At 72.9% G+C, this 19,334-nt stretch carries 21 protein-coding genes; 11 read left to right on the top strand and 10 right to left on the bottom strand.

Annotated elements, in window-relative coordinates:
- The first annotated feature begins 21 nt into the window (after positions 1-21).
- Positions 22-1,293, top strand: coding sequence for an ATP-binding protein (locus E1264_RS06095; protein WP_132170430.1), 1,272 nt, complete (start codon positions 22-24; stop codon positions 1,291-1,293).
- Between the two features lie 26 nt (positions 1,294-1,319).
- Here E1264_RS06095 and E1264_RS06090 read toward each other — a convergent pair whose 3' ends face one another.
- Positions 1,320-1,913 carry a GtrA family protein gene (locus E1264_RS06090; protein ID WP_243710777.1) on the bottom strand — a complete coding sequence of 198 codons (594 nt, stop codon included), beginning with the start codon at positions 1,911-1,913 and terminating at the stop codon, positions 1,320-1,322.
- A 225-nt stretch (positions 1,914-2,138) separates the two neighbouring features.
- Here E1264_RS06090 and E1264_RS06085 point away from each other — a divergent pair, with 225 nt between their 5' ends.
- Positions 2,139-3,338 (top strand): 5-(carboxyamino)imidazole ribonucleotide synthase, encoded by a 1,200-nt coding sequence (locus tag E1264_RS06085; protein WP_279489922.1) that lies wholly within the window; start codon positions 2,139-2,141, stop codon positions 3,336-3,338.
- Positions 3,335-3,835 carry a 5-(carboxyamino)imidazole ribonucleotide mutase gene (purE, locus tag E1264_RS06080; RefSeq protein WP_132170426.1) on the top strand — a complete coding sequence of 167 codons (501 nt, stop codon included), beginning with the start codon at positions 3,335-3,337 and terminating at the stop codon, positions 3,833-3,835. The genes E1264_RS06085 and purE overlap by 4 nt, the downstream gene beginning before the upstream one ends.
- 73 nt (positions 3,836-3,908) lie before the next feature.
- On the opposite strand, the gene E1264_RS06075 is transcribed toward purE, so the two are convergent.
- The 5 genes from E1264_RS06075 to E1264_RS06055 form a co-directional block, all read right to left on the bottom strand.
- Positions 3,909-4,328: a CoA-binding protein gene (locus E1264_RS06075; RefSeq protein ID WP_132170488.1), complete on the bottom strand. Its 420-nt coding sequence runs from the start codon at positions 4,326-4,328 to the stop codon at positions 3,909-3,911.
- 48 nt (positions 4,329-4,376) lie between these two features.
- On the bottom strand, positions 4,377-5,711 hold the full coding sequence (locus E1264_RS06070; protein ID WP_132170424.1) for a UDP-glucose/GDP-mannose dehydrogenase family protein: 1,335 nt from the start codon (positions 5,709-5,711) through the stop codon (positions 4,377-4,379).
- A 203-nt stretch (positions 5,712-5,914) separates the two neighbouring features.
- Positions 5,915-6,583 (bottom strand): hypothetical protein, encoded by a 669-nt coding sequence (locus E1264_RS06065; RefSeq protein ID WP_132170422.1) that lies wholly within the window; start codon positions 6,581-6,583, stop codon positions 5,915-5,917.
- 102 nt (positions 6,584-6,685) lie between these two features.
- Positions 6,686-7,492, bottom strand: coding sequence for a thioesterase family protein (locus E1264_RS06060; protein ID WP_132170420.1), 807 nt, complete (start codon positions 7,490-7,492; stop codon positions 6,686-6,688).
- A 40-nt stretch (positions 7,493-7,532) separates the two neighbouring features.
- Positions 7,533-9,215: an LCP family protein gene (locus E1264_RS06055; RefSeq protein WP_132170418.1), complete on the bottom strand. Its 1,683-nt coding sequence runs from the start codon at positions 9,213-9,215 to the stop codon at positions 7,533-7,535.
- Between the two features lie 211 nt (positions 9,216-9,426).
- On the opposite strand from E1264_RS06055, the gene E1264_RS06050 reads away from it, so the two are divergent.
- Together E1264_RS06050 and E1264_RS06045 are read left to right on the top strand one after the other, a co-directional pair.
- Positions 9,427-10,455 (top strand): glycosyltransferase family 2 protein, encoded by a 1,029-nt coding sequence (locus E1264_RS06050; protein ID WP_279489919.1) that lies wholly within the window; start codon positions 9,427-9,429, stop codon positions 10,453-10,455.
- 102 nt (positions 10,456-10,557) lie between these two features.
- Positions 10,558-11,298, top strand: coding sequence for a hypothetical protein (locus tag E1264_RS06045; RefSeq protein WP_132170414.1), 741 nt, complete (start codon positions 10,558-10,560; stop codon positions 11,296-11,298).
- Between the two features lie 3 nt (positions 11,299-11,301).
- Here the strand turns inward: E1264_RS06045 and E1264_RS06040 are convergent, their stop codons facing one another.
- Both E1264_RS06040 and ispD read right to left on the bottom strand, forming a co-directional pair.
- Positions 11,302-12,051, bottom strand: a complete 750-nt coding sequence (locus tag E1264_RS06040) for a glycerophosphodiester phosphodiesterase (RefSeq protein WP_132170412.1) — start codon at positions 12,049-12,051, stop codon at positions 11,302-11,304.
- The gene (gene ispD / locus E1264_RS06035) at positions 12,048-12,752 is read right to left on the bottom strand and encodes a 2-C-methyl-D-erythritol 4-phosphate cytidylyltransferase (protein ID WP_132170410.1); all 705 of its coding nucleotides are present in this window, start codon (positions 12,750-12,752) and stop codon (positions 12,048-12,050) included. The genes E1264_RS06040 and ispD overlap by 4 nt, the downstream gene beginning before the upstream one ends.
- Before the next feature lie 86 nt (positions 12,753-12,838).
- Between ispD and E1264_RS46205 the strand changes: the two genes are divergently transcribed.
- The 6 genes from E1264_RS46205 to E1264_RS06005 are packed head-to-tail and all read left to right on the top strand — an operon-like array spanning position 12,839 to position 17,725.
- The gene (locus E1264_RS46205) at positions 12,839-13,456 is read left to right on the top strand and encodes a DUF5941 domain-containing protein (protein WP_132170408.1); all 618 of its coding nucleotides are present in this window, start codon (positions 12,839-12,841) and stop codon (positions 13,454-13,456) included.
- Entirely contained in the window at positions 13,453-14,112 is a 660-nt protein-coding gene (locus E1264_RS46200) for a DUF5941 domain-containing protein (RefSeq protein WP_207935743.1), read from the top strand. The genes E1264_RS46205 and E1264_RS46200 overlap by 4 nt, the downstream gene beginning before the upstream one ends.
- Positions 14,109-14,852, top strand: a complete 744-nt coding sequence (locus E1264_RS06020) for a phosphocholine cytidylyltransferase family protein (RefSeq protein ID WP_132170406.1) — start codon at positions 14,109-14,111, stop codon at positions 14,850-14,852. Before E1264_RS46200 ends, E1264_RS06020 begins: the two co-directional genes overlap by 4 nt.
- Positions 14,853-14,899: 47 nt before the next feature.
- Positions 14,900-15,955 carry an iron-containing alcohol dehydrogenase family protein gene (locus tag E1264_RS06015; RefSeq protein ID WP_165964034.1) on the top strand — a complete coding sequence of 352 codons (1,056 nt, stop codon included), beginning with the start codon at positions 14,900-14,902 and terminating at the stop codon, positions 15,953-15,955.
- Positions 15,945-16,847: a CDP-alcohol phosphatidyltransferase family protein gene (locus E1264_RS06010; protein ID WP_165964031.1), complete on the top strand. Its 903-nt coding sequence runs from the start codon at positions 15,945-15,947 to the stop codon at positions 16,845-16,847. Before E1264_RS06015 ends, E1264_RS06010 begins: the two co-directional genes overlap by 11 nt.
- Before the next feature lie 23 nt (positions 16,848-16,870).
- Positions 16,871-17,725, top strand: a complete 855-nt coding sequence (locus E1264_RS06005) for a glycosyltransferase family 2 protein (protein ID WP_132170486.1) — start codon at positions 16,871-16,873, stop codon at positions 17,723-17,725.
- On the opposite strand, the gene E1264_RS06000 is transcribed toward E1264_RS06005, so the two are convergent.
- Entirely contained in the window at positions 17,722-18,360 is a 639-nt protein-coding gene (locus tag E1264_RS06000) for a TetR/AcrR family transcriptional regulator (RefSeq protein ID WP_132170400.1), read from the bottom strand. The two genes, E1264_RS06005 and E1264_RS06000, sit on opposite strands and share 4 nt — an antisense overlap.
- Positions 18,361-18,419: 59 nt before the next feature.
- Positions 18,420-19,334, bottom strand: a 915-nt coding sequence (locus tag E1264_RS05995; RefSeq protein WP_165964030.1) for an ATP-binding domain-containing protein, incomplete at its 5' end; no start/stop codon positions are given.

Below are 19,334 nucleotides of genomic sequence, written 5' to 3'. Positions count from 1 at the left end.
CCACCCTCGAAGGAGCCCCTGATGAGGCGCCGACTCCTCCTGTCGACGCTCGCGGTGGCGGTGGTCGCGATCCTGTCGCTCGGCATACCCCTCGCCTACGCCGCACACAAGCTCGTCTACGAGGAGGCCGGCCGGTCGCTGTACCGCGAGGCGTCCTCCATCGCCGGCGGCGTCGGCTTCAGCCTGGAGACGCGCCGGCCGGTCACCGGCGAGATGATCGCGCGGGAGTACCCGGGCCGGCACATCTCGATCACGCTGCCGGACGGCCGGACGCTCACCGCGGGACCACCGCGGCGCGGGCCCGTCCTCACCGGCACGCAGACGGACGGCGCGGTGCGCGTCCGGGTGTCGCGGCCCGAGGCGGAGGTCCGCGCCGACGCGCTGCGGCTGATGCTGCTCATCGCCAGCCTCGCGCTGCTCGGCGTCGCCGTCACCGTCGGCCTGGCGATGGTCCAGGCCCGCAAGCTGACGCTGCCGCTGATCGACCTCGCCGAGACCGCCGACCGGCTCGGCACCGGCAACGCCCGGCCGCGCCGCCGCCGCTACGGCATCCCCGAGGTCGACCGGGTCGCGGAGGTGTTAGACCGCAGCGCGGTCCGCATCGCCGACCTGGTCGCCTCCAGCCGCGAGTTCGCCTCCGACGCCAGCCACCAGCTCCGCACGCCGCTGACCGCGCTGTCCATGCGGCTGGAGGAGATGATCGAGGCGGCCGACTACCCCGACGTCGTCCGTGAGGAGGGCGCCGCCGCGGTCACGCAGGCCGAACGGCTCGTCGCGGTGGTCGAGCAGCTGCTCGCCCGCGCCCGGCACGACCGCACCGGCGGCGCGGTCGCCGCGCCGATCGACGAGATCATCGCGCAGCAGGTCGAGGAGTGGCGGCCGATCTTCCGGCGGGACGGGCGCGACGTGCGGATCGTCGGCGAGCAGGGCCTCGTCGGGATGACCAACCCCGAGGGCCTCTCCCAGATCGTCGCGACGCTCCTGGACAACTCGCTGATGCACGGCGCCGGGACGGTGACCATCCACACCAAGCCGGGCGCCAGCGGTGTGGTCGTCGAGGTCGGCGACGAGGGCAACGGCATCCCGCCCGAGCTGGAGCCGCGGATCTTCGAGCGGAGCGTCAGCGGCGGCCGGGGCACCGGGCTCGGGCTCTACCTGGCCCGTTCCCTCGCGATCGTGGACGGCGGGCGGCTCGAACTGATCCAGTCGCGTCCGGCCGTGTTCGGGGTCTTCCTCCGCCAGGCCGCGGAGGCCCGCCTCGCTGCGGAGCGGGTGGTGATGGGGCCCGCGTGATCGCGGGGCTCGCCCGGCCGGCCCGCCTATATCTCGGCGTAGTCCTCGGCGGCCCGGTCGAGGGGGTGGCCGAGCCGCGGGGACGGCGCCGGGCGGTCGCCGTTCGCGCGGTGCGCGCCCGGGCCCTCCGGGGCCGGGTCGGCGGGCGGTGCCTCCGGGAGCCCGGACGCCGGGTCGATCTGCGGCGCGGTCGCCGGGAGGAACACCCACTTCTTGTAGGACCAGAAGCGGAACAGCGTCGCCACGCCCGTCCCGACGACGAGGGAGGCGTTGTAGGAGATCGGGCCGTCCAGCTTCAGGACGTAGTGCGTGAACCCGATGAACAGCTCCGTGATGACCAGCCCGACGCCGTTCAGGCCGAAGAACAGGGCGTACTCGCGGCCGAGCCCGGTGCGGTCGCGGTGCCGGAACGTCCAGTAGCGGTTGGCCAGGTAGGAGAACGTCGTCGCGACGATCGTCGCCACGCCGTTGGACGTCAGCGGCCCCACCCCGAGCCCGGTGTTCAGGGCGTTTCCGATCACGACGGTGATGACGAACGCGATCGCGCCCACGCTGCCGAACTTGGCGAGCTCCCGCACGAGGTGCGCGAACTGCCGATGGATCTTGGCGACCAGGCTCACGAAGGGGAACCGTCCTTCCGGACTTCGTCTGTACGCCGCGGCCTGCGCGGCGGCTACTGCGGGAGCATCACGAGGATAGACGCATGCGGCCCGTGGGACGTCGGAACATGAACGTTTCACGCCGTCCGAGCGTTCCATGCCCATAACCCCGACCTCCACACACACCGCTTTCGACGCGGGGGCTGGGCGGTTCGTTCGCATCGTCCGGCCGATAGCCTTTCTGACGTGACGAATCCAGCGAAACCCGTGGTGGGGCCCGTGGTGGGCATGGCGGGCGGGGGCCAGCTGGCCCGGATGACCCAGCAGGCCGCGATCGCCCTCGGCGTGTCGCTGCGCGTGCTCGCCGGGTCGGCCGACGATTCGGCGGCCAAGGTCGTCTCCGACGCCCGGATCGGCGACGACCGGTCCCTCGACGATCTTCTATCGTTCGCCCAGGGCTGCGACGTCGTGACCTTCGACCACGAGCACGTCCCGGGACCGCACATCCAGAAGGTGGAGTCCTCCGGGGTCCCGTGCCGCCCCGGGTCGGCCGCGCTCGCCCACGCGCAGGACAAGCTCGTCATGCGCGAGCGGCTCACCGCCATGGACGTCCCGTGCCCGGCGTACGCGCACGTGCCGGGGTCCGCGCCGCTGGAGACGCTGGAGCGCTTCGCCCGCGATCACGGCCTCCCCCTTGTGATCAAAGCCACCCGCGGCGGCTACGACGGCAAGGGCGTCTGGGTGCTGGACGCCCTCGACGGCGCGGGCGCCGAGCTGATCGGCGAGCTGGTGTCCCAGGGCGTCGACCTGATGGTCGAGGAGCACGTGCCGTTCACGCGGGAGCTGGCCGCGCTCGTCGCGCGCTCCCCGTACGGGCAGGGCGCCGCGTACCCGATCGTGGAGACCGTCCAGGAGGGCGGGATCTGCGTCGAGGTGATCTCGCCCGCGCCCGGCCTCGCCGCCGGCGTGGCCGCCGAGGCGCAGCGCCTCGCGCTGGCCGTCGCCGCCGAGCTGGACGTCGTCGGCCTCCTCGCCGTCGAGCTGTTCGAGACCCCGGAGGGCCTGCTCGTCAACGAGCTGGCGATGCGCCCGCACAACTCCGGGCACTGGACGATCGAGGGCGCCCGGACCTCGCAGTTCGAGCAGCATCTGCGCGCCGTCCTCGACCTGCCGCTCGGGTCCACCGAGCCCACCGCCCCGTACACGGTCATGGCCAACGTTCTCGGCGGCGACGACCCGGACGTCTATTCCCGCTACATCCACGTGATGGCGCACGACCCGGCCGTCAAGGTGCACATGTACGGCAAGCAGTCGCGTCCCGGCCGCAAGATCGGCCATGTGACCGCGCTCGGCGACGATCTCGCGGACGTCCGCGAGCGCGCCCGCCACGCCGCCGCCTACCTGCGGTGGGGCACCGAGATGAAGGAGCGGGAGGAACGGCGATGACGGAGCCGCGGCCGCTGGTCGGCGTGGTGATGGGCAGCGACTCGGACTGGCCGGTGATGCGGGACGCGGCCGAGGCGCTCGCCGAGTTCGGCGTCCCGTACGAGGCGGACGTCGTGTCCGCGCACCGGATGCCGCACGACATGATCGCCTACGGCGAGGACGCGGCGGGCCGCGGCCTACGCGTGATCATCGCGGGCGCGGGCGGCGCGGCGCACCTGCCGGGCATGCTCGCCTCGGTGACACCGCTGCCGGTGATCGGCGTGCCCGTCCCGCTGAAGTACCTCGACGGGATGGACTCGCTGCTGTCGATCGTCCAGATGCCCGCCGGGGTGCCGGTCGCGACCGTCTCGGTCGGCGGCGCCCGCAACGCCGGGCTCCTCGCCGTCCGGATCCTGGCCGCGTCCGACGAGGATCTGCGCGCCAAGATGACGGTCTTCCAGCGGGATCTCTACGGGCAGGCCAAGGCGAAGGGCGTACGGCTCAGAGAAGGGATCTGAGCGTCCCGGAGCGCCGCCCGCGTCACAGGTGCGCAGGCCAGCGGCGCAGGCTGCAAGGCCGCAGGGTCGCAGGTCAGCGGCGCAGGGCCCACTCGACGGCCGGGCACCGGTTCATGACGACGTCCAGCCCGGCGTCCCTCGCGCGCCGCGCCGCCGCCTCGTCGATCACCTGGAGCGGCAGCCACACCGCCTTCGCGCCCGCCGCGATCGCCTCGTCCACCGCCTGCCCGGCGTGCTCGGTGCGCCGGTAGACGCCGACGACGTCCACCTCCGAGGCGTCCGGGATCTCGGCCAGCGACGCGTACCCCCGCTCGCCGTGCACCTCCTGCGCCGCCGGGTGGACGGGAATGATCCGCTTGCCGCGCTCCTGCAGCAGCCGCGCCTGGGTGTAGACCTCGCGTTCGGGGTTGTCGCCGAGCCCGACGAACGCCCACGTCTTCGACTCGTTCAGCAGCCGCCGGATCACGTCCTGGTCGGCGAAGGGATCAACCATGTCCACGACAACGGCCTTCCTGCGCCTTTACTTCCCTACCAGGGGTTTTCAGGGACGTCCCAGGGCCCGGTAGTTCCAGCCGGCGGCGCGCCACCGCTCGGGGTCGAGCGCGTTGCGCCCGTCCACGATGTTGCGTTCGGCGACGACCTCGGCGAGCGCGGTCGGGTCCATGTCCCGGAACTCCGCCCACTCGGTCAGCAGCAGCACGACATGGGCGTCGCGCGCCGCGGACAGGGCCGAGTCGCCGTACTCCAGGCTCGGCTGGGCCCGGCGCGCGTTCCGCATCGCCTGCGGGTCGTACACCGTCACCCGCGCGCCTTGGGCGCGGATCGAGGCCGCCACGTCCAGCGCGGGCGAGTCGCGGACGTCGTCGGAGTTCGGCTTGAACGCGGCGCCGAGCACGCCGACCGTCCGCCCGGCGAACGAGCCGCCGAGCAGCCGGCGGGCGAGGTCCACCATCCGGATCCGGCGCCGGATGTTGATCTCGTCGACCTCGCGCAGGAACGTGAGCGCCTGGTCGGCGCCGAGCTCGCCCGCGCGCGCCATGAACGCGCGGATGTCCTTCGGCAGGCAGCCGCCGCCGAACCCGAGGCCCGGGCCGAGGAACTTGCCGCCGATGCGGTCGTCGTAGGACAGCGCCTCCGACAGCTTCGTCACGTCGGCGTGCGCGGCCTCGCACACCTCCGCCATCGCGTTGATGAAGGAGATCTTGGTGGCGAGGAACGCGTTGGCCGACACCTTCACCAGCTCCGCGGTCGCGTAGTCGCTGGTGATGAACGGGGTGCCGGCGGCGAGCATCGCCCGGTAGACCTCGCGGAGCGCCTTCTCGGCGTGCTCGGCGGCGCCCTGGTCGGCGGGCAGCCCGGCGACGATCCGGTCCGGGTGCAGGGTGTCGTGGACGGCGAAGCCCTCCCGCAGGAACTCGGGATTCCACGCCAGGACGGCGTCGCCCCCGGCCGGGGCCGTCTTCGCGAGCGTCTCGGCGAGCCGCGCGGCCGTCCCGACCGGCACGGTCGACTTGCCGACGATCAGGCACGGCCGGTGCAGCAGCGGCGCCAGCGACGAGATGGCGGCGTCCACGTAGGAGAGGTCGGCCGCGTACTCCCCGGCCTTCTGCGGGGTGCCGACGCACAGGAAGTGGACGTCGCCGAACTCCGCCGCCTCCGCGTACGACGAGGTGAACCGCAGCCGCCCGCTCTCCAGCCCCCGGCGCAGCACCGGCTCCAGCCCGGGCTCGTAGAACGGCAGGTCACCGGCCGCGAGGCGGGCGATGCGCTCCTCGTCCACGTCGAGCCCCAGCACCTCGAAGCCGAGGTCGGCCATGCAGGCCGCGTGGGTGGCGCCGAGGTACCCGATTCCGATGACCGTCAGCCGGTAGGACAAGGGCCTGCTCCTCTCGCATTTCGCTGTCGCCGACTAGCGGCCTCTTTGAACAGGTGCCCGCTGCGGGCGGGTCAGTGCATCGACCGCGGCAGTGTACTGGCCGGTAAACGGGAGCGGTGCACCTGCCCGAATGGTACGGCGACAGCCGACAGGGTGGTGGCCCGCGGCCACCACCCTGTGGTGTTGCTTCCCCGTCTCCCCGGTCAGGCGTGGGAGATCTTGAGGATGATGCTGCCGTCCTTCGCCATGCGCGGGCTCAGGGTCAGGCCGTTGTAGGAGGTCATCGAGCCCGGTGTGGACGCGTCGGTGGACGACCTCGAGTACGAGCCACCCCTCCTCGTGGTGAAGGTCACCTGGCTTCCCTGGACGTCGACGCGGATCGGCCCGACGCCGAACTTCCGGTCGAACGCGATCTCCTGGCCGTCCTTGACCTGGACCTCGCACCGCGCGTCCGCACACGCCTCGAGATTGGTGCCGTCCTTGGCGACGGGCTCGGCGGCCGGCTTGGCGGCGGGCTTCGCCGCGGGCTTGGCGGCCGGCTTCGTGCGGGGCTTGACGGGCTGGACGGCCGGCCTGCCAGGCGCAGCGGCTTCCTCCAGGTCCGGCGCCTGGGCGTTCGGCTGGTTTTGCGCTTCGGGTTGGTTCTGTGCGTCCGGCGGTGTCTGCGCCGCCGGCGGACTTTGGTCGTTCGGTTGTGTCTGGACGCCTGGTGCTGCCGCTTCCGCATCCGGCGCGGGCTCGGAGTTGGACGCGTTGCCGGCGTCCGGCGGGGACGGCGGCGGTGCGGCGAGGGCGGCGCTTGCGGTGCCTATGGAGGCGGTGAGCGCCAGCGCGGCGGTCGTCGTGAGCAGGCCGAATTTGCTTGTCGACATTCTGTGAGCTCCTGACGAGTGACTACTCTCTGTCACCATCGATTGTTACCCACAGTGTTCGATCCAGAACACGGAGCGATGCGGCGTGTCGCCGCGGGTTTTCTACGCAAACGGCCGTTCGTCGACAAGAAGTGTTTGCAGGACGCGCCCGAATTCCCCGGACGAATCGGCCATCGTCGCGACGCACAGCGCGCTTCCGCCGGGGCTCGCGTCCAGCGACGCGTCCAGGCACAGCCACTCGCCCGCGGGGTCGCGGTGCAGCGCCACCGTCAGGTCCGTGTTAATGATGAGCCATTTGCCGAGGTCGAGTTGGCTGCCGACGCCGGACGCGCTGTCGGACAGCGTCAGCGCGCGCACCAGCGGCGTGTCCGCCTCGCCCGCCACCAGCGGGATCCGGGACCGCGCCCACGCCGTGCCGGGGCCCGGCTCGCCGAAGGAGCCCGCGACCGGACGCCATTCCATCGCCGAGAGATAGCCGTGGACGTGCAGGTCGTGCCACTGCTCGAACGGGGGAGTGAGGTCCGGGAGGGGCGGCGGCGCGGGCGCGTGGACGACGGGCTCCAGACGGTACGGCGCCTCCATGATCCGCCAGGCGCTCGCCCGCACGACCGTACGGCCCTCGTGGCTCATCTCCCCTTCGAGGTAGGCGATGCGCCTGCCGGGCCGGACGACGCGGACCGCGACGTCCAGCGCCGCCACCGGCACGGGGCTGAGGATCTCGACCGTCACCCGCGCGACCCGCGTCCCGGGGACGGGCTCGTGCCGCTCGAAGGCCCGCCCCATCAGGCCCGCCACCGGTCCGCCGTGCTGGAGTTCGGGGGACCAGGGGCCGGCCGTCGCCGGGGTGCCGGCGAACCGCCCGCCGCCGAGCGGCTCGTAGAACGACTCGGCGGGCACGTCGTCGGTCATAGGGCTCCCTTCGGATCTAGAAACCCATTCTAGATCAGGGTCAGCCGCAGAGTTTCTGGGTGGCGGTGTCGGTGTCGATGCCGCCGGTGGGAGCGGCGCTCGGCGACGCACCGGCGCCGCCCGCCTCGACCTTCTCCACCCCGGACCAGTTCGCGCCGACCATGACCTGCAGCCTCGACCCGAGCGCGTCGATCCGCTTCAGCTTGGCGTTCGGGATGGCGGCGGCCAGGGTCTTCGCGGCCTCCGCGCCCTCCGGGCCGTACTGGATCTGCGTCGTCTGCAGCCCGCGGCGCGCCACGCCGGGCACGACCGTGGTGCGGAAGCCCAGCTCCCGCAGTTGCCCGCCCGCCTTCGTCGCCAGGCCCCGCGTGCCGATCGCGTTCAGGACGCGGACGGAGATGTCGTCCGGCGGCACGGTCAGCCGGTCCTCGGGCTTCTGCGTCGGCGTCGCGCTCGGCTTCTTCGTGTGCTCGTCGAGCGGCTGGTCCCGCCGGATCCTGGTGAACAGGTCGCGCGCCTTGCCCTGGTCCCACTGGACGACCGACTGCGGCGCCGGCGTGTTCCACAGGACGGCGTTGTACCCGGGATTGGCGAGCGGGATCTTCGCGAACGTCAGGTCGTCGGTCTTCAGATCCTTCATCTGCTCGGCGAGCTTCGGCAGGTTGTCGGCCAGCTCCGAGTCGACGCGCAGCGACTTCAGCGACGCCTTCAGGAACCGCGTCGACTTCACCGGGTCGCTGAGCGTCTTCGTCGACAGCGCCTGCTTCATCATCGAGGCCATGAACTGCTGCTGCCGGTCGATGCGGCCGAGGTCGCTGCCGTCCGACAGCGTGTAGCGGGCGCGGGTGAACGAGAGCGCCTGCAGCCCGTCCACGTGCGACTTCCCGGCGGGGAGCCGGAGCCCGCTCTTCGGGTCGTTGATCGGCTTCTCGGTGCACACGTCCACGCCGCCGAGCGCGTCCACCATGCGCACGAACCCGTAGAAGTTCACCTCGACGTAGTGGTCGATGGACACGCCCGTCGCGCGCTTGACGGTGCTGACCGTGAGATCGGGCCCGCCGAACTGGTACGCCCAGGTCAGCTTGCCCGGACGGGACGGGATCCGCGCCCCCTTCGGCCCCTCCGACCCGTTCGACCTGTGCGCCGGGATCGTGACGTAGGAGTCGCGCGGCAGGTTCACCACCGACACGCTGTCGTGGTCGCGGGAGATGTGGACCAGCATCATCGTGTCGGACCGCTCGCCGGGCTGGTGCCCGAGCTTGGCCGCCTTCTGCTGCGCCTTCGTCAGCCCGTCGCGCCGGTCGACCCCGGCGACCAGGATCGTCATCGCGCCCTTCGGCGCGTCCTTGCCGCGGCCGAGCCCGCCGACCGACACCTCGTCGATCAGGCCGGTGACGTAGTTCTGGAACGCCCACGCGCCGCCCGAGGTGAGCAGGACGACCGCCGACATCGCCCCGGTCAGTGTCAGGAACCGCTTCTGCCGCCGCGCGCTCATCGCCGCCCGCGGGCTCAGCCCGCGTCCCGGCCGGCGCGGGCCGCGCGGGCCCTCCACCGAGACGCGGGGTGCGGGCATCCCCTCGATGGTCACGCCCTCGATGTCGCCGTCCGCCGAAGGTGCCGGCCCCGCCCCCGCCCCGCCGGGGCGCGGCCGGAAATAGCGCTCCAGCGGGTCGGCGTCCGGCGGGTCGCCCGCGCCGCGACCCGAGTCGTACCCGTCTGCCATGCCGCCCGCCGCCTCCCGAAGACGTCGTTCTGCCGCGAATCCCCACCACTCTAAAGTGGGGGACACCCGTCCGTTCGCTACCTGGACCTCGTGTCCGTGCAGTAACGTGGCGCCGTCTTGCCCACACCGCGCCCCGCGAGCCGATATGAACCCGTCTCCCCATGCCCAGAGCGCCACGCAGCAGGAAACGAAGCAGGAAACACAGCACGCAGTGAAGCCCCGCAGCGATTCCGGTGAACGGACCTGGCCGGCGGTGTCGGTGGTGATGCCGGTCCTCAACGAGCAGCGGCATCTTGCCGACGCCGTCCGCGGCATCCTGACCCAGGACTACCCGGGCGAGCTCGAACTCGTCCTCGCGGTCGGGCCGTCCCGCGACCGGACCGAGGAGATCGCCCGCAAGCTCGCCGCCGAAGACCCCCGGGTGCTGGTCGTCGCGAACCCGACCGGCCGCACCCCGCAGGGCCTCAACATCGCGATCAAGGCCTCGCAGTACTCGATCATCGTCCGGGTGGACGGGCACTCGCTGCTCCCGGCCGACTACGTCCGCGCCGGGGTCGAGACGATGGAGGAGACCGGCGCCGACAACGTCGGCGGGATCATGGCGGCCGAGGGCATCACCGCGTTCGAGAAGGCCGTCGCGCGGGCGATGACGTCCAAGCTGGGCGTCGGCAACGCCCGCTTCCACACCGGCGGCGAGGCGGGCGACGTCGAGACCGTCTACCTCGGGACGTTCCGCCGCAGCGCCCTCGACCGGGTCGGCGGCTACGACGAGACGTTCACCCGCGCGCAGGACTGGGAGATGAACCACCGCATCCGGCAGACCGGCGGCCGGGTGTTCTTCACGCCGCGGATGCGGGTCACCTACCGCCCGCGCCCCAACCTGCGGGCCCTCGCCAAGCAGTACTTCCACACGGGCCGCTGGCGGCGCGTCGTCGGGCGCGAGCACCAGGGCACGCTGAACTTCCGCTACCTGGCGCCGCCCATCGCCGTGGTCGCGATGGCCGCGGGCGCGGTCGCGGGCGCGTTCGGCTTCTGGCCCGGCTGGATCGTGCCCGGCGGGTACGCCGCCGCGATGATCGGCGGGGCCGTCGTGGAGGGGCGCGGACTGCCGCTGTCCGCCTGGGTGCGGCTGCCGCTGGTGTTCGCGACCATGCACGTGACCTGGGGCGTCGGCTTCCTGACGAGCCCGCCGCGGCTGGGCCAGCCATCACCGGTCAAACCGGGCGAATCCGTTCAATAGCGGGCGGAATTCTCAAATCGCCTCCGAACCGGCGTGCCTTCCCGGCCGTCTCAGGGTTAGGTTTGGCGGGATCTCGCCGCCGACCCGGTTTGGAGGGTGGCCATGTCCAACGGAGCACGCCACGGCCTAGGTGCGCTGATCGGCCTGGTCGTGACGCCGATCATCGCCGCCTGCCTGATGTACGGGACGACGCGGCTCGGCTTCTTCATACGGACCTTCTACGGCAACGGCGGCGAGGACCGGTGGATCGGCGGGGGCGTGATCCTCGTCGCCGCCGTGCTCATCGGGCTGGTGGCGGGGTCGCGGGTGTCGCCGCTGGCCTCGCTGATCCCCGGCGCGGCCTACGGGGTCATCGGCCTGCTCTGGATCCTGGCTCCGCGCTGGACCATCCAGCACAGCGGGCGCGACACCCTCCCCCGGGAACTCGAGTACGGATACATCACGCTCGGGCCCTTCGGCATCTTCCTCATGCTCGGCGTCGCGCTCGTGGTGGCGTCCGTCGCGCCGTCGCGCTGGCAGGCGCGCGCCGGGGCGAGGACCGCGCCCCGGTACGGGGCGCCGCCGCCCGCGCCGATGGGACCGCCCCCCATGCACGGCGTTCCGCCGGTCATCGGAGGGCCGCACCCGCCGCAGGCCCCGCAGGCTCCGGGGCAGAGTTCGCCGCCCTGGCAGGGGACGCCCCAGTACGGCCAGGCGCCCGCCGCGTCCAACCCGCCGCCGCTACCGGCCGCGCCGCCTGCGTCACCTGCGTCTGAGAGCCCCACGCCGTCCTCCTCCAGGAGCGGGTCGGACGATGACGACGAGCCGGGCGACTGGACCCGCATGTACGGCGGCAACCGCTGAGATTCAGAGCGCCGCGAGCACGCCGGGGACGTCGTTGACGACCATCGCGTCGAACCCGGCCGCCGCGTAGCCCGGCGCGGTCTCGGCGGTGGGGCACCAGACGACGGTCTCCAGCCCCGCCTTGTGCGCGACGTCCACGCAGTGCTCCAGCGGGCGCAGCCGCGTGTCCGGATGCTCGATGCCGCAGGACCCGGTGTGCACGCCGACGGCGTCCAGCCCGAGGCCCGCCGCGGCCGGGACGGCGTGCCACAGCGGGAACCGCAGCCACGCCAGCAGCCCCAGCGGGACGCCGGGCAGCTCGTCGCGCAGGAACGCCAGCAGCGACGGGTCGAACGACGTGACGAGCAGCCTGCGCCGCTCCGCCTCCCGCTTCAGCACCGGCGGCAGCAGCGCGCCGGTGCGGCGGGACGGGGCGTCCACCGCGTCCTCCAGGACGGTCTTGACGTCCACGTCCACGGCGACGCCCGGAGGCAGCGCGTCGAAGACGTCCGCGAGGCGGGGCAGCCCGCTCGCCGTGGCCGCCAGCTCGACCACGTAGTCGCCCTCGGACGTCGTGGGGTCGTGCCGCAGGACGAGATCGTCGTCGGCCGTCCGCGTCACGTCGATCTCGACCCAGCTCAGCCCCGCCTCCACGGCGGCGAGCAGCGACGGGAGCGTGTTCTCCGCGACGGGCGCCGCCGCGCCCGGCGGCGTGAGGTCGCCCGACCCGTAACCGCGGTGGCCGATGACCGTGGGCGTGCGCTCGAAGATCAAGGGATGTCCTCGGTGGTGGCGAGATGCTCGGCGACGACGGCGTCGAGGGGCTGGGTGACCTTGAGGTTGCGCTCGCTGCCCGCGACGACCCGGATCGGGACGTCCGGCAGGTAGCGGTGCACGATCCCGCAGTCGTCGGTCGCGCGCAGCTCCGGGTCGGCGAGCGCCAGCTCGTACGCCTTGCGGATCGTGCCGAGCCGGAACCCCTGCGGCGTCTGGAACCGGCTCATCGTCTCGCGCGGCGGCATGGAGACGACCAGCCCGTCCTCGACGACGACGATAGTGTCGGACGAGGGCACGCCCACCGCGACGGCGTCGTGGGCGTCCAGCGCGTCCAGGACGCGGTCGATGACCGGGGCGTCCACGAACGGGCGGGCCGCGTCGTGGAACAGGACCCGGGTGTCGTCGGGACGGCCGTCCAGCACGCGCAGCGCCGCGACCGTCGACGCGGTCCGGGTGTCGCCGCCCTCGATCACGGCCGCCGCCTTCCGGAACGGCGCGGCGATCGCGGCCGCCGCCCGCAGGTGCCCGGCCGCCATCACGACCACCACCTCGCCGATGCCGGGATGCGCGTCGAACGCGCCGACCGCGTGCGCCAGGATCGGCCGCCCGCCGACCTCCACGAGCTGCTTGGGGCGCCCGGCGCCCAGCCGCGCGCCGACCCCGCCGGCGAGCACCACCGCAACCGTCCGCGTCGCCATCTCTCCTCGATTTTCCACGACACCCGGTCATCGGGACACTACGCTGTGCACTCTGCCCTTAGCTGTCCCGACCGGCCGGAGGCCCGATGCTCCTCGCGCCGCTGCGCTGTCGGCCGGTCACGCTAACGCTACTGGACCATCCGGCGATCGACCGGCGGGAGGCGGTGGAAGCCGTGCACGACGGCAGCGCCCCTGCCACCACGCCGGACACCGTATCGGCGATCTCGCTGGCCTTCGCCGTGCTCGCCGCCGTGTGGTTCTCCGACGGCACCCGCGGCGGCCTGATCGCCGGGGCGCTGCTGCTGTGCGCGTCGCTCGCCTGCGGGACCTTCCGGCCGGACGGCGTCCTCGACCGGGCCGGGGAGTTCACGGTGTACGCGGGCCTGGCGGCAGGCGCGACCGGAGCCGCCCTCCCCGGCGTGAACCTGTGGTGGGCCGCGGCGGGTGTGGTGGCGCTGGTGTCCGTCAGGGACATGATGGACGCCTCGTACGCGGCGACCCGCCGGCGCACCCCCAACGCAAGCGGCGTGCTGCGGCGGGTCGGGAAGGGGCTCGGGCTGCCGCCCGGCGAGCGGCTCGCGCTCGTCTCGGTCACGGCCGCCGTCGCCGGTGCCCGCCCGACGTTCGCCGTGCTCCTCGCGTGGGGTTCGGCCGCCGCCACCGTCGCGCTCGCCGGACGCACGGCAAGGTCCCTCGTGCGATGAGGGCCGCGCAGACCACCAGGACGCTGTGGGCCTTCCGGGACGACGGCCCCACGTCCCGCGCGCTCGGCCGGATGGCCGCCGGACGGCTCCCGCCGCTGCCGGCCGCCGTCCTGGCCGCCGCCGCGACGGGCCTCCTGCTGGCCCTGCGCGCGGACGGCGGACCGGTCCCGGCGCTGTTCGCCCCGCTCGTCGTCCTGCTGCTGATCGGGCCGTCCTCCGCGCATCCGCACAGCGGGCGGCTGGACTGGCTCGCACCGCCCATCTTCCGCGGGATCGAGTATGGTTACCTGGCCGTGTTGGGGTTCGCGCACTCCGTGTCGGCACCGCTCGTCTACGTGCTGATCGCGGTGCTCGCGCTCCATCACTACGACACCATGTGCCGTGTCCGCCGGGGGGCCCGGCCGCAGGAGTGGGTCGTCCTGGCCGGGCTCGGCTGGGAGGGCCGGACGCTGCTCGTGGCCCTCGCGGGCCTGTCCGGGTTCCTCCCGTTCGCGTACGCGGCCCTGGCAGCCTACCTTGGCGTGTTGTTCGGCAGTGAGTGCGTCCTCACGTGGACGCGGCATGGCCGCGACACCCCTGTGATCGTCGACCCGTGGGAGCGGTTGTCCGGGGGTGTGGGGGGCGGCCCCCACAATGAAGAGAGAGGCAAAGCATGATCGGCATGGTGCTGGCGGCGGGCGCGGGCCGGAGGCTGCGGCCGTACACCGACACCCTCCCCAAGGCCCTCGTTCCCGTGGTCGAGAACGCGGACGGCGCGACGACCGTCCTCGACATCGCGCTCCGCAACTTCGCCGAGGTCGGGCTGACCGACGTCGTCATCGTCGTCGGCTACCGCGCGGGCGCGGTCGAGGAGCGCAAGGCCGGGCTGGAGGAGCGGTACGGCGTGTCCATCACGCTCGTCCACAACGACAAGGCCGAGGAGTGGAACAACGCCTACTCCATGTGGCTGGCTCGGGAACACTTCTCCAAGGGCGTCCTCATGGTGAACGGGGACACGGTCCATCCGGTGAGCGTGGAGAAGACACTATTGGCGCACCGCGGGCCTGACATCCTCCTGGCGGTGGACGATGTGAAAACTCTGGCCGACGAGGAGATGAAGGTCATCCTCGACGGTGAGGGGCACCTGAAGACCATCACCAAGCTGATGGACCCGTCCACCGCCAACGGCGAGTACATCGGCGCGACCCTCATCGAGCCCGCCGCCGCCGAGCCGCTCGCCGATGCTCTCAAGGCCACCTGGGAGCGCGACCCCGACCTCTACTACGAGGACGGCTACCAGGAGCACGTGAACCGGGGCGGGCGCATCGGCGTCGCCCCGATCGGCGACGTCGAGTGGGTCGAGGTCGACAACCACGACGACCTGGAGAAGGCCCGCCGGATCGCCAAGGGCTACTGACCGCAAGCGCGACCCGAGCGAGGAGGCTCATGCCCCTGCTGACGCGGATGCTGAACGCGCCGCTGTCCATCGATGTGCGGCGCGGTGCCGTCGCGGGCCTCGGCGAACTGCTCGCCGACAAGCGGATCGTCACCGAGGGGCGGGTCGCGATCGCGGTCGGCCCCGGGCAGGGCGACCAGATCGCCGAGCACGTCCGCGAGACCCTGTCGGCCTGCGAGGTGTACCGGGTCGCGGACGGCAGCGTCGACGCCGCCGTCGGCCTGGGCGCCAGGCTGCGCGCCGGGTCGTACGAGGCCGTCGTCGGGATCGGCGGCGGCCGGACGATCGACGCCACCAAGTACGCGGCGACGCTGTCCGGCATCCCGATGGTGTCGGTCGCGACGAACCTGTCCCATGACGGGATCTGCTCCCCGGTGGCCTCGCTCGTCCACGACAAGGGCAAGGGCTCGTTCGGCGTCGTGATGCCGCTGGCGATGATCGTCGACCTCGACTACGTGCACGCCGCGCCGCCCCGCCTCGTCCGCGCGGGGATCGGCGACGTGGTGAGCAACTTCTCCGCCGTGGACGACTGGCTGCTCGCCGCCGACGAATGCGGCGAGCGCGTCGACCGGATGGCGCTGACCGTGGCCCGCACCGCCGCGGAGGCGCTGCTGCACCAGCCCGCGTCGATCGAGTCGGACCGGTTCCTGACCGTCCTCGCGGAGAGCCTCGTCCTGTCCGGGATGGCGATGGCGTTCGCCGGCGACTCCCGCCCGGCGAGCGGCGGCGACCACGAGATCCTGCACGCCATCGACCAGCTCTTCCCCGGCACCGCCAACCACGGCGAGCTGGCCGGGATCGGCGCCGCGTTCTGCTACCACCTGCGCGCCACCCATCTCGGCTCCGGCGCGGACCGGCTGGCCGAGATCCTCACCTGCCTCGACCGGCACGGCCTGCCGCGGTTCCCCGCCGACATCGGGCTGTCGGTCGAGCAGTTCGCCGAGGCCGTCTGCCACGCCCCGCAGACCCGCCCCGGCCGCTATACGATCTTGGAATATCTCGGCCTCGACAAGGGCGCGACCCTCAAGGCGGTGGAAGAGTATGTCCAGGCCCATGGAGGCTGAGCTCCCCGGCCGGAACCGCTCCCCGGAACCCTCCGGCGACCCCCGGCCCTCCGGCAGCGAGCCCTCCGGCGGCGGACCGGCGGGCCACGACCGCCGCCCGGATCGCAAGGGCGCCTCGGTCGCCGACATCCGCCGGTACGGGCAGCCGCCCGGCCTGAAGGACCGGCGCAACGAGGAGCACTGGGCCGGACGCCTCTACATGCGCGACCTGTCCCCGTACGTCGCGTGGGTCTCGCTGCGCCTCGGGTTCAGCCCGAACCAGCTCACCTACCTGATGATGCTGAGCGGCGTCGCCGCCGGTGTCGTGGTGTCGCTGCCCGTCTCCCCGCTGTGGACGGCCCTCGCCGGCGCCGTCCTCATCCAGGTCTACCTGCTGCTCGACTGCGTGGACGGCGAGGTCGCCCGCTACCTGCGGCAGACGTCCGTGGCCGGGGTGTTCCTCGACCGCATCGGCCACTATCTGTCCGAGGTGTCGCTGCTCATCGGACTCGGCTTCATGGCGCAGGGCGGCTGGGAGAACGGCGGCTGGGCCGAGCTCGGCCTCGTCGCCGCGCTCGGCGCCGCGCTGATCAAGGCGGAGACCGACAACGTCGTCGTCGCGCGGGCCAAGTCGGGGCTGCCCGCCGACCCGTCCGGCGGCGACCGGGCGCTGCGCCCCCGCTCCACCCGCATGGCCCTCGCCCGGCAGGCCGCGTCCATGCTGCGCTTCCACCGCATCATCGGCGCGGTGGAGCTGTCGCTGCTGATCCTCGCCGCCGCCGTGCTCGACACCCTCTTCGGAACCGACGGGCCCGTCGTGGTGCGCGTGCTGATGGTCGCCGTCGCCGCGGTCGCCGTCCTGCAGACCGTGCTGCACCTGGTCAGCATCCTGGCCTCGCGGAGGCTGAAGTGAAGTTGTCCGTCGTGGTGCTGACCATGGGGAACCGTCCGGACGAGCTGGCCCGCGCCGTCCGCAGCGCCCTGGAGCAGGAGCACGTGGACGTCGAGGTCGTCCTCGTCGGCAACGGCGTCGACCCCGTCGGCGACCGCGCGGACGTCGCGCCGTTCGACGACGAGCGCATCAAGACCCTCGCCCTCCCGAAGAACGTCGGCATCCCCGCCGGGCGGAACCGGGGCGTGGCGGCGTCCTGCGGCGACGTCGTCCTGTTCCTGGACGACGACGGCTGGTACCGCTCCACCCGCCTCGGCACCTACCTGCGCGACCGGTTCTCCGCCGAACCCGACCTCGGCGTGATCTCGTTCCGCGTCCGCGACCCCGAGGGCGGGCGCGGCGAGCGCCGCCACGTGCCGCGGCTGCGGGCCGGTGACCCGGAACGTTCCTCCGCCGTCACGACGTTCCTCGGCGGCGCCTGCGCGATCCGCCGCACCGCGTTCGACGCCGGCGGCGGCCTCCCCGAAGACTTCTTCTACGCGCACGAGGAGACCGATCTCGCCTGGCAGATCCTCAACGCCGGGTACCGGATCGTCTACGACGCCTCGGCGGTCATGTTCCACCCCGCCGTCCTGCCGACCCGGCACGACATGTTCTACCGGTACAACGCCCGCAACCGCGTCTGGCTGGCCCGCCGCAACCTCCCGTGGCCCCTCGCCCTCACCTACCTCGCGGTGTGGGTCGGCATGACCCTGCTCCGCGAGCGCAAGCCGAGCGCGCTCAAGCCCTGGTTCAAGGGCTTCACGGAGGGCTGGCGCAAACCGGCGGGCCCGCGCCGCCCCATCTCGTACCGCACCGCGTGGCGCATGACCCGCACGGGACGGCCCCCGATCATCTAGGGGCGCGTGACGGCGGCGACGATCAGGCGGGTCATCTCGGCGGTGATCTCGTCGAGGGGGATGGCCTGGTCGCGGGCGGACCAGTGGTGGACGAGGTTGTTGACGGCGCCGATGATCGCGATCACGGTGAGCCGGTAGTCGCGGTCGACGGCCTCGCCCTGGCCGACGGCCTCGCTCGTCATCGCGAGCAGCGCGTCCTCCCACTGGCCGTGCCAGCTCAGCCGGTGCCGCTCCAGGCCCGCGCTCACGCCGATGACCTCGACGAACGCGATCCGCGCCCAGCGCGGGTCGCTGGCGGTGACGGTGAGGAACGCGCGGACCGCCCGCTCCACCCGGGTCACGAGATCGGCGCCGGCGGCCTCGGCGAACGCGGTGGCGAGCGCGCGCGAGGCGCGCTCGTTGATGGTGCGGTGCAGCGCGGTGAGCAGTTCCTCGCGGCCGGAGAACTCCTCGTAGAAGTTGCGGGTCGACACGCTCGCGGTCGCGCACAGCCGCTCGATGGACGTGGCCGCGTACCCGCGCGTGCCGAACAGGTCGAGGCCGGCCGCCAGCAGGCGCTCCCGCCGTTCGGCCCGCCGCTCCTCGGCGGAACGGCCACCGTAACTCCGCCTGGGCGCGGGATTCCGACCGCTCATCGATCTCCATCCACCCGTGCGAATGGGGCAGCGTCAGCCTAACCCGGGCGCGGGAGGGCTCAGTCCGCGAAGAGGCGGTCGCGCCATTGCGGGTCGGCGGTCAGCACGGTGAGCCGCTGCGTCGCCCGGGACACGGCCACGTACAGGACGCGCAGGCCGCGCGGGGACTGCGCCGCGACGGTCTCGGGCGCGACGATCACCGCCGCGTCGAACTCCAGGCCCTTGGCCTCCAGGACGTCCAGGACCTGGACGCGGTCCGGCAGTCCCGCGGCGAGCCGGTCGCGGTCGGCGGCGGTCCAGGCGGTGACGGGCTCGTCGAACAGGGACGCCTGCGTGCCGGACTCGTCGCGGGACTGCGGGACGATCACGCCGATCGTGCCCTCGACCTGGCCCAGCAGCTCCTCGGCCGCGTCCCGCGCGGCGGCCGGCAGGCCGGGCTCCGGGACGACCCGCCCCACCGGCTCGATGCCGGACGTGCGGACGGCGCGGGCCGGGCGGGCCTCGGGCAGCGCGTAGGCCAGCACCCGCGCGGACACGGCGGCGATCTCGGTCGAGTTGCGGTAGTTGGTGGTGAGCTCGTACTCGTGCCGCATGCGGGCGGGCGCGGGCTTGCGGGCGGGGGTGCGGCGCCCGCGGCGGCTCCGGGACCGCGACGCGGGACGCTCGCCGCCGAGCGCGACCTCCATGGCCTGGCGGGCGGCGTCGAGGTCCTCCCAGGCGCTCTGGGCCGGGTCCTCGACGATGGTCCAGCTGGCCTGGCGGCCCCGGCGGCCGAGCATCCGCCACTGCATGGGGGAGAGGTCCTGCGCCTCGTCCACGACGATGTGCGCGTACTCGGGACGCTCCTCGACCACGCCGTCGTCCACGCGCCGCGACCGCTCCAGCCGCTCGATCGACGTCGTCAGCTCCTGCATCTCCGGCTCCCAGGTGTCGTCCACGACATCCTCGCCGGTGAGGATGTTGACGCCGTCGAC

This window comes from Actinomadura sp. KC216 (genome assembly GCF_004348535.1).
GTDB lineage: Bacteria > Actinomycetota > Actinomycetes > Streptosporangiales > Streptosporangiaceae > Spirillospora.
This window is presented reverse-complemented; position numbering and strand designations above follow the sequence as displayed.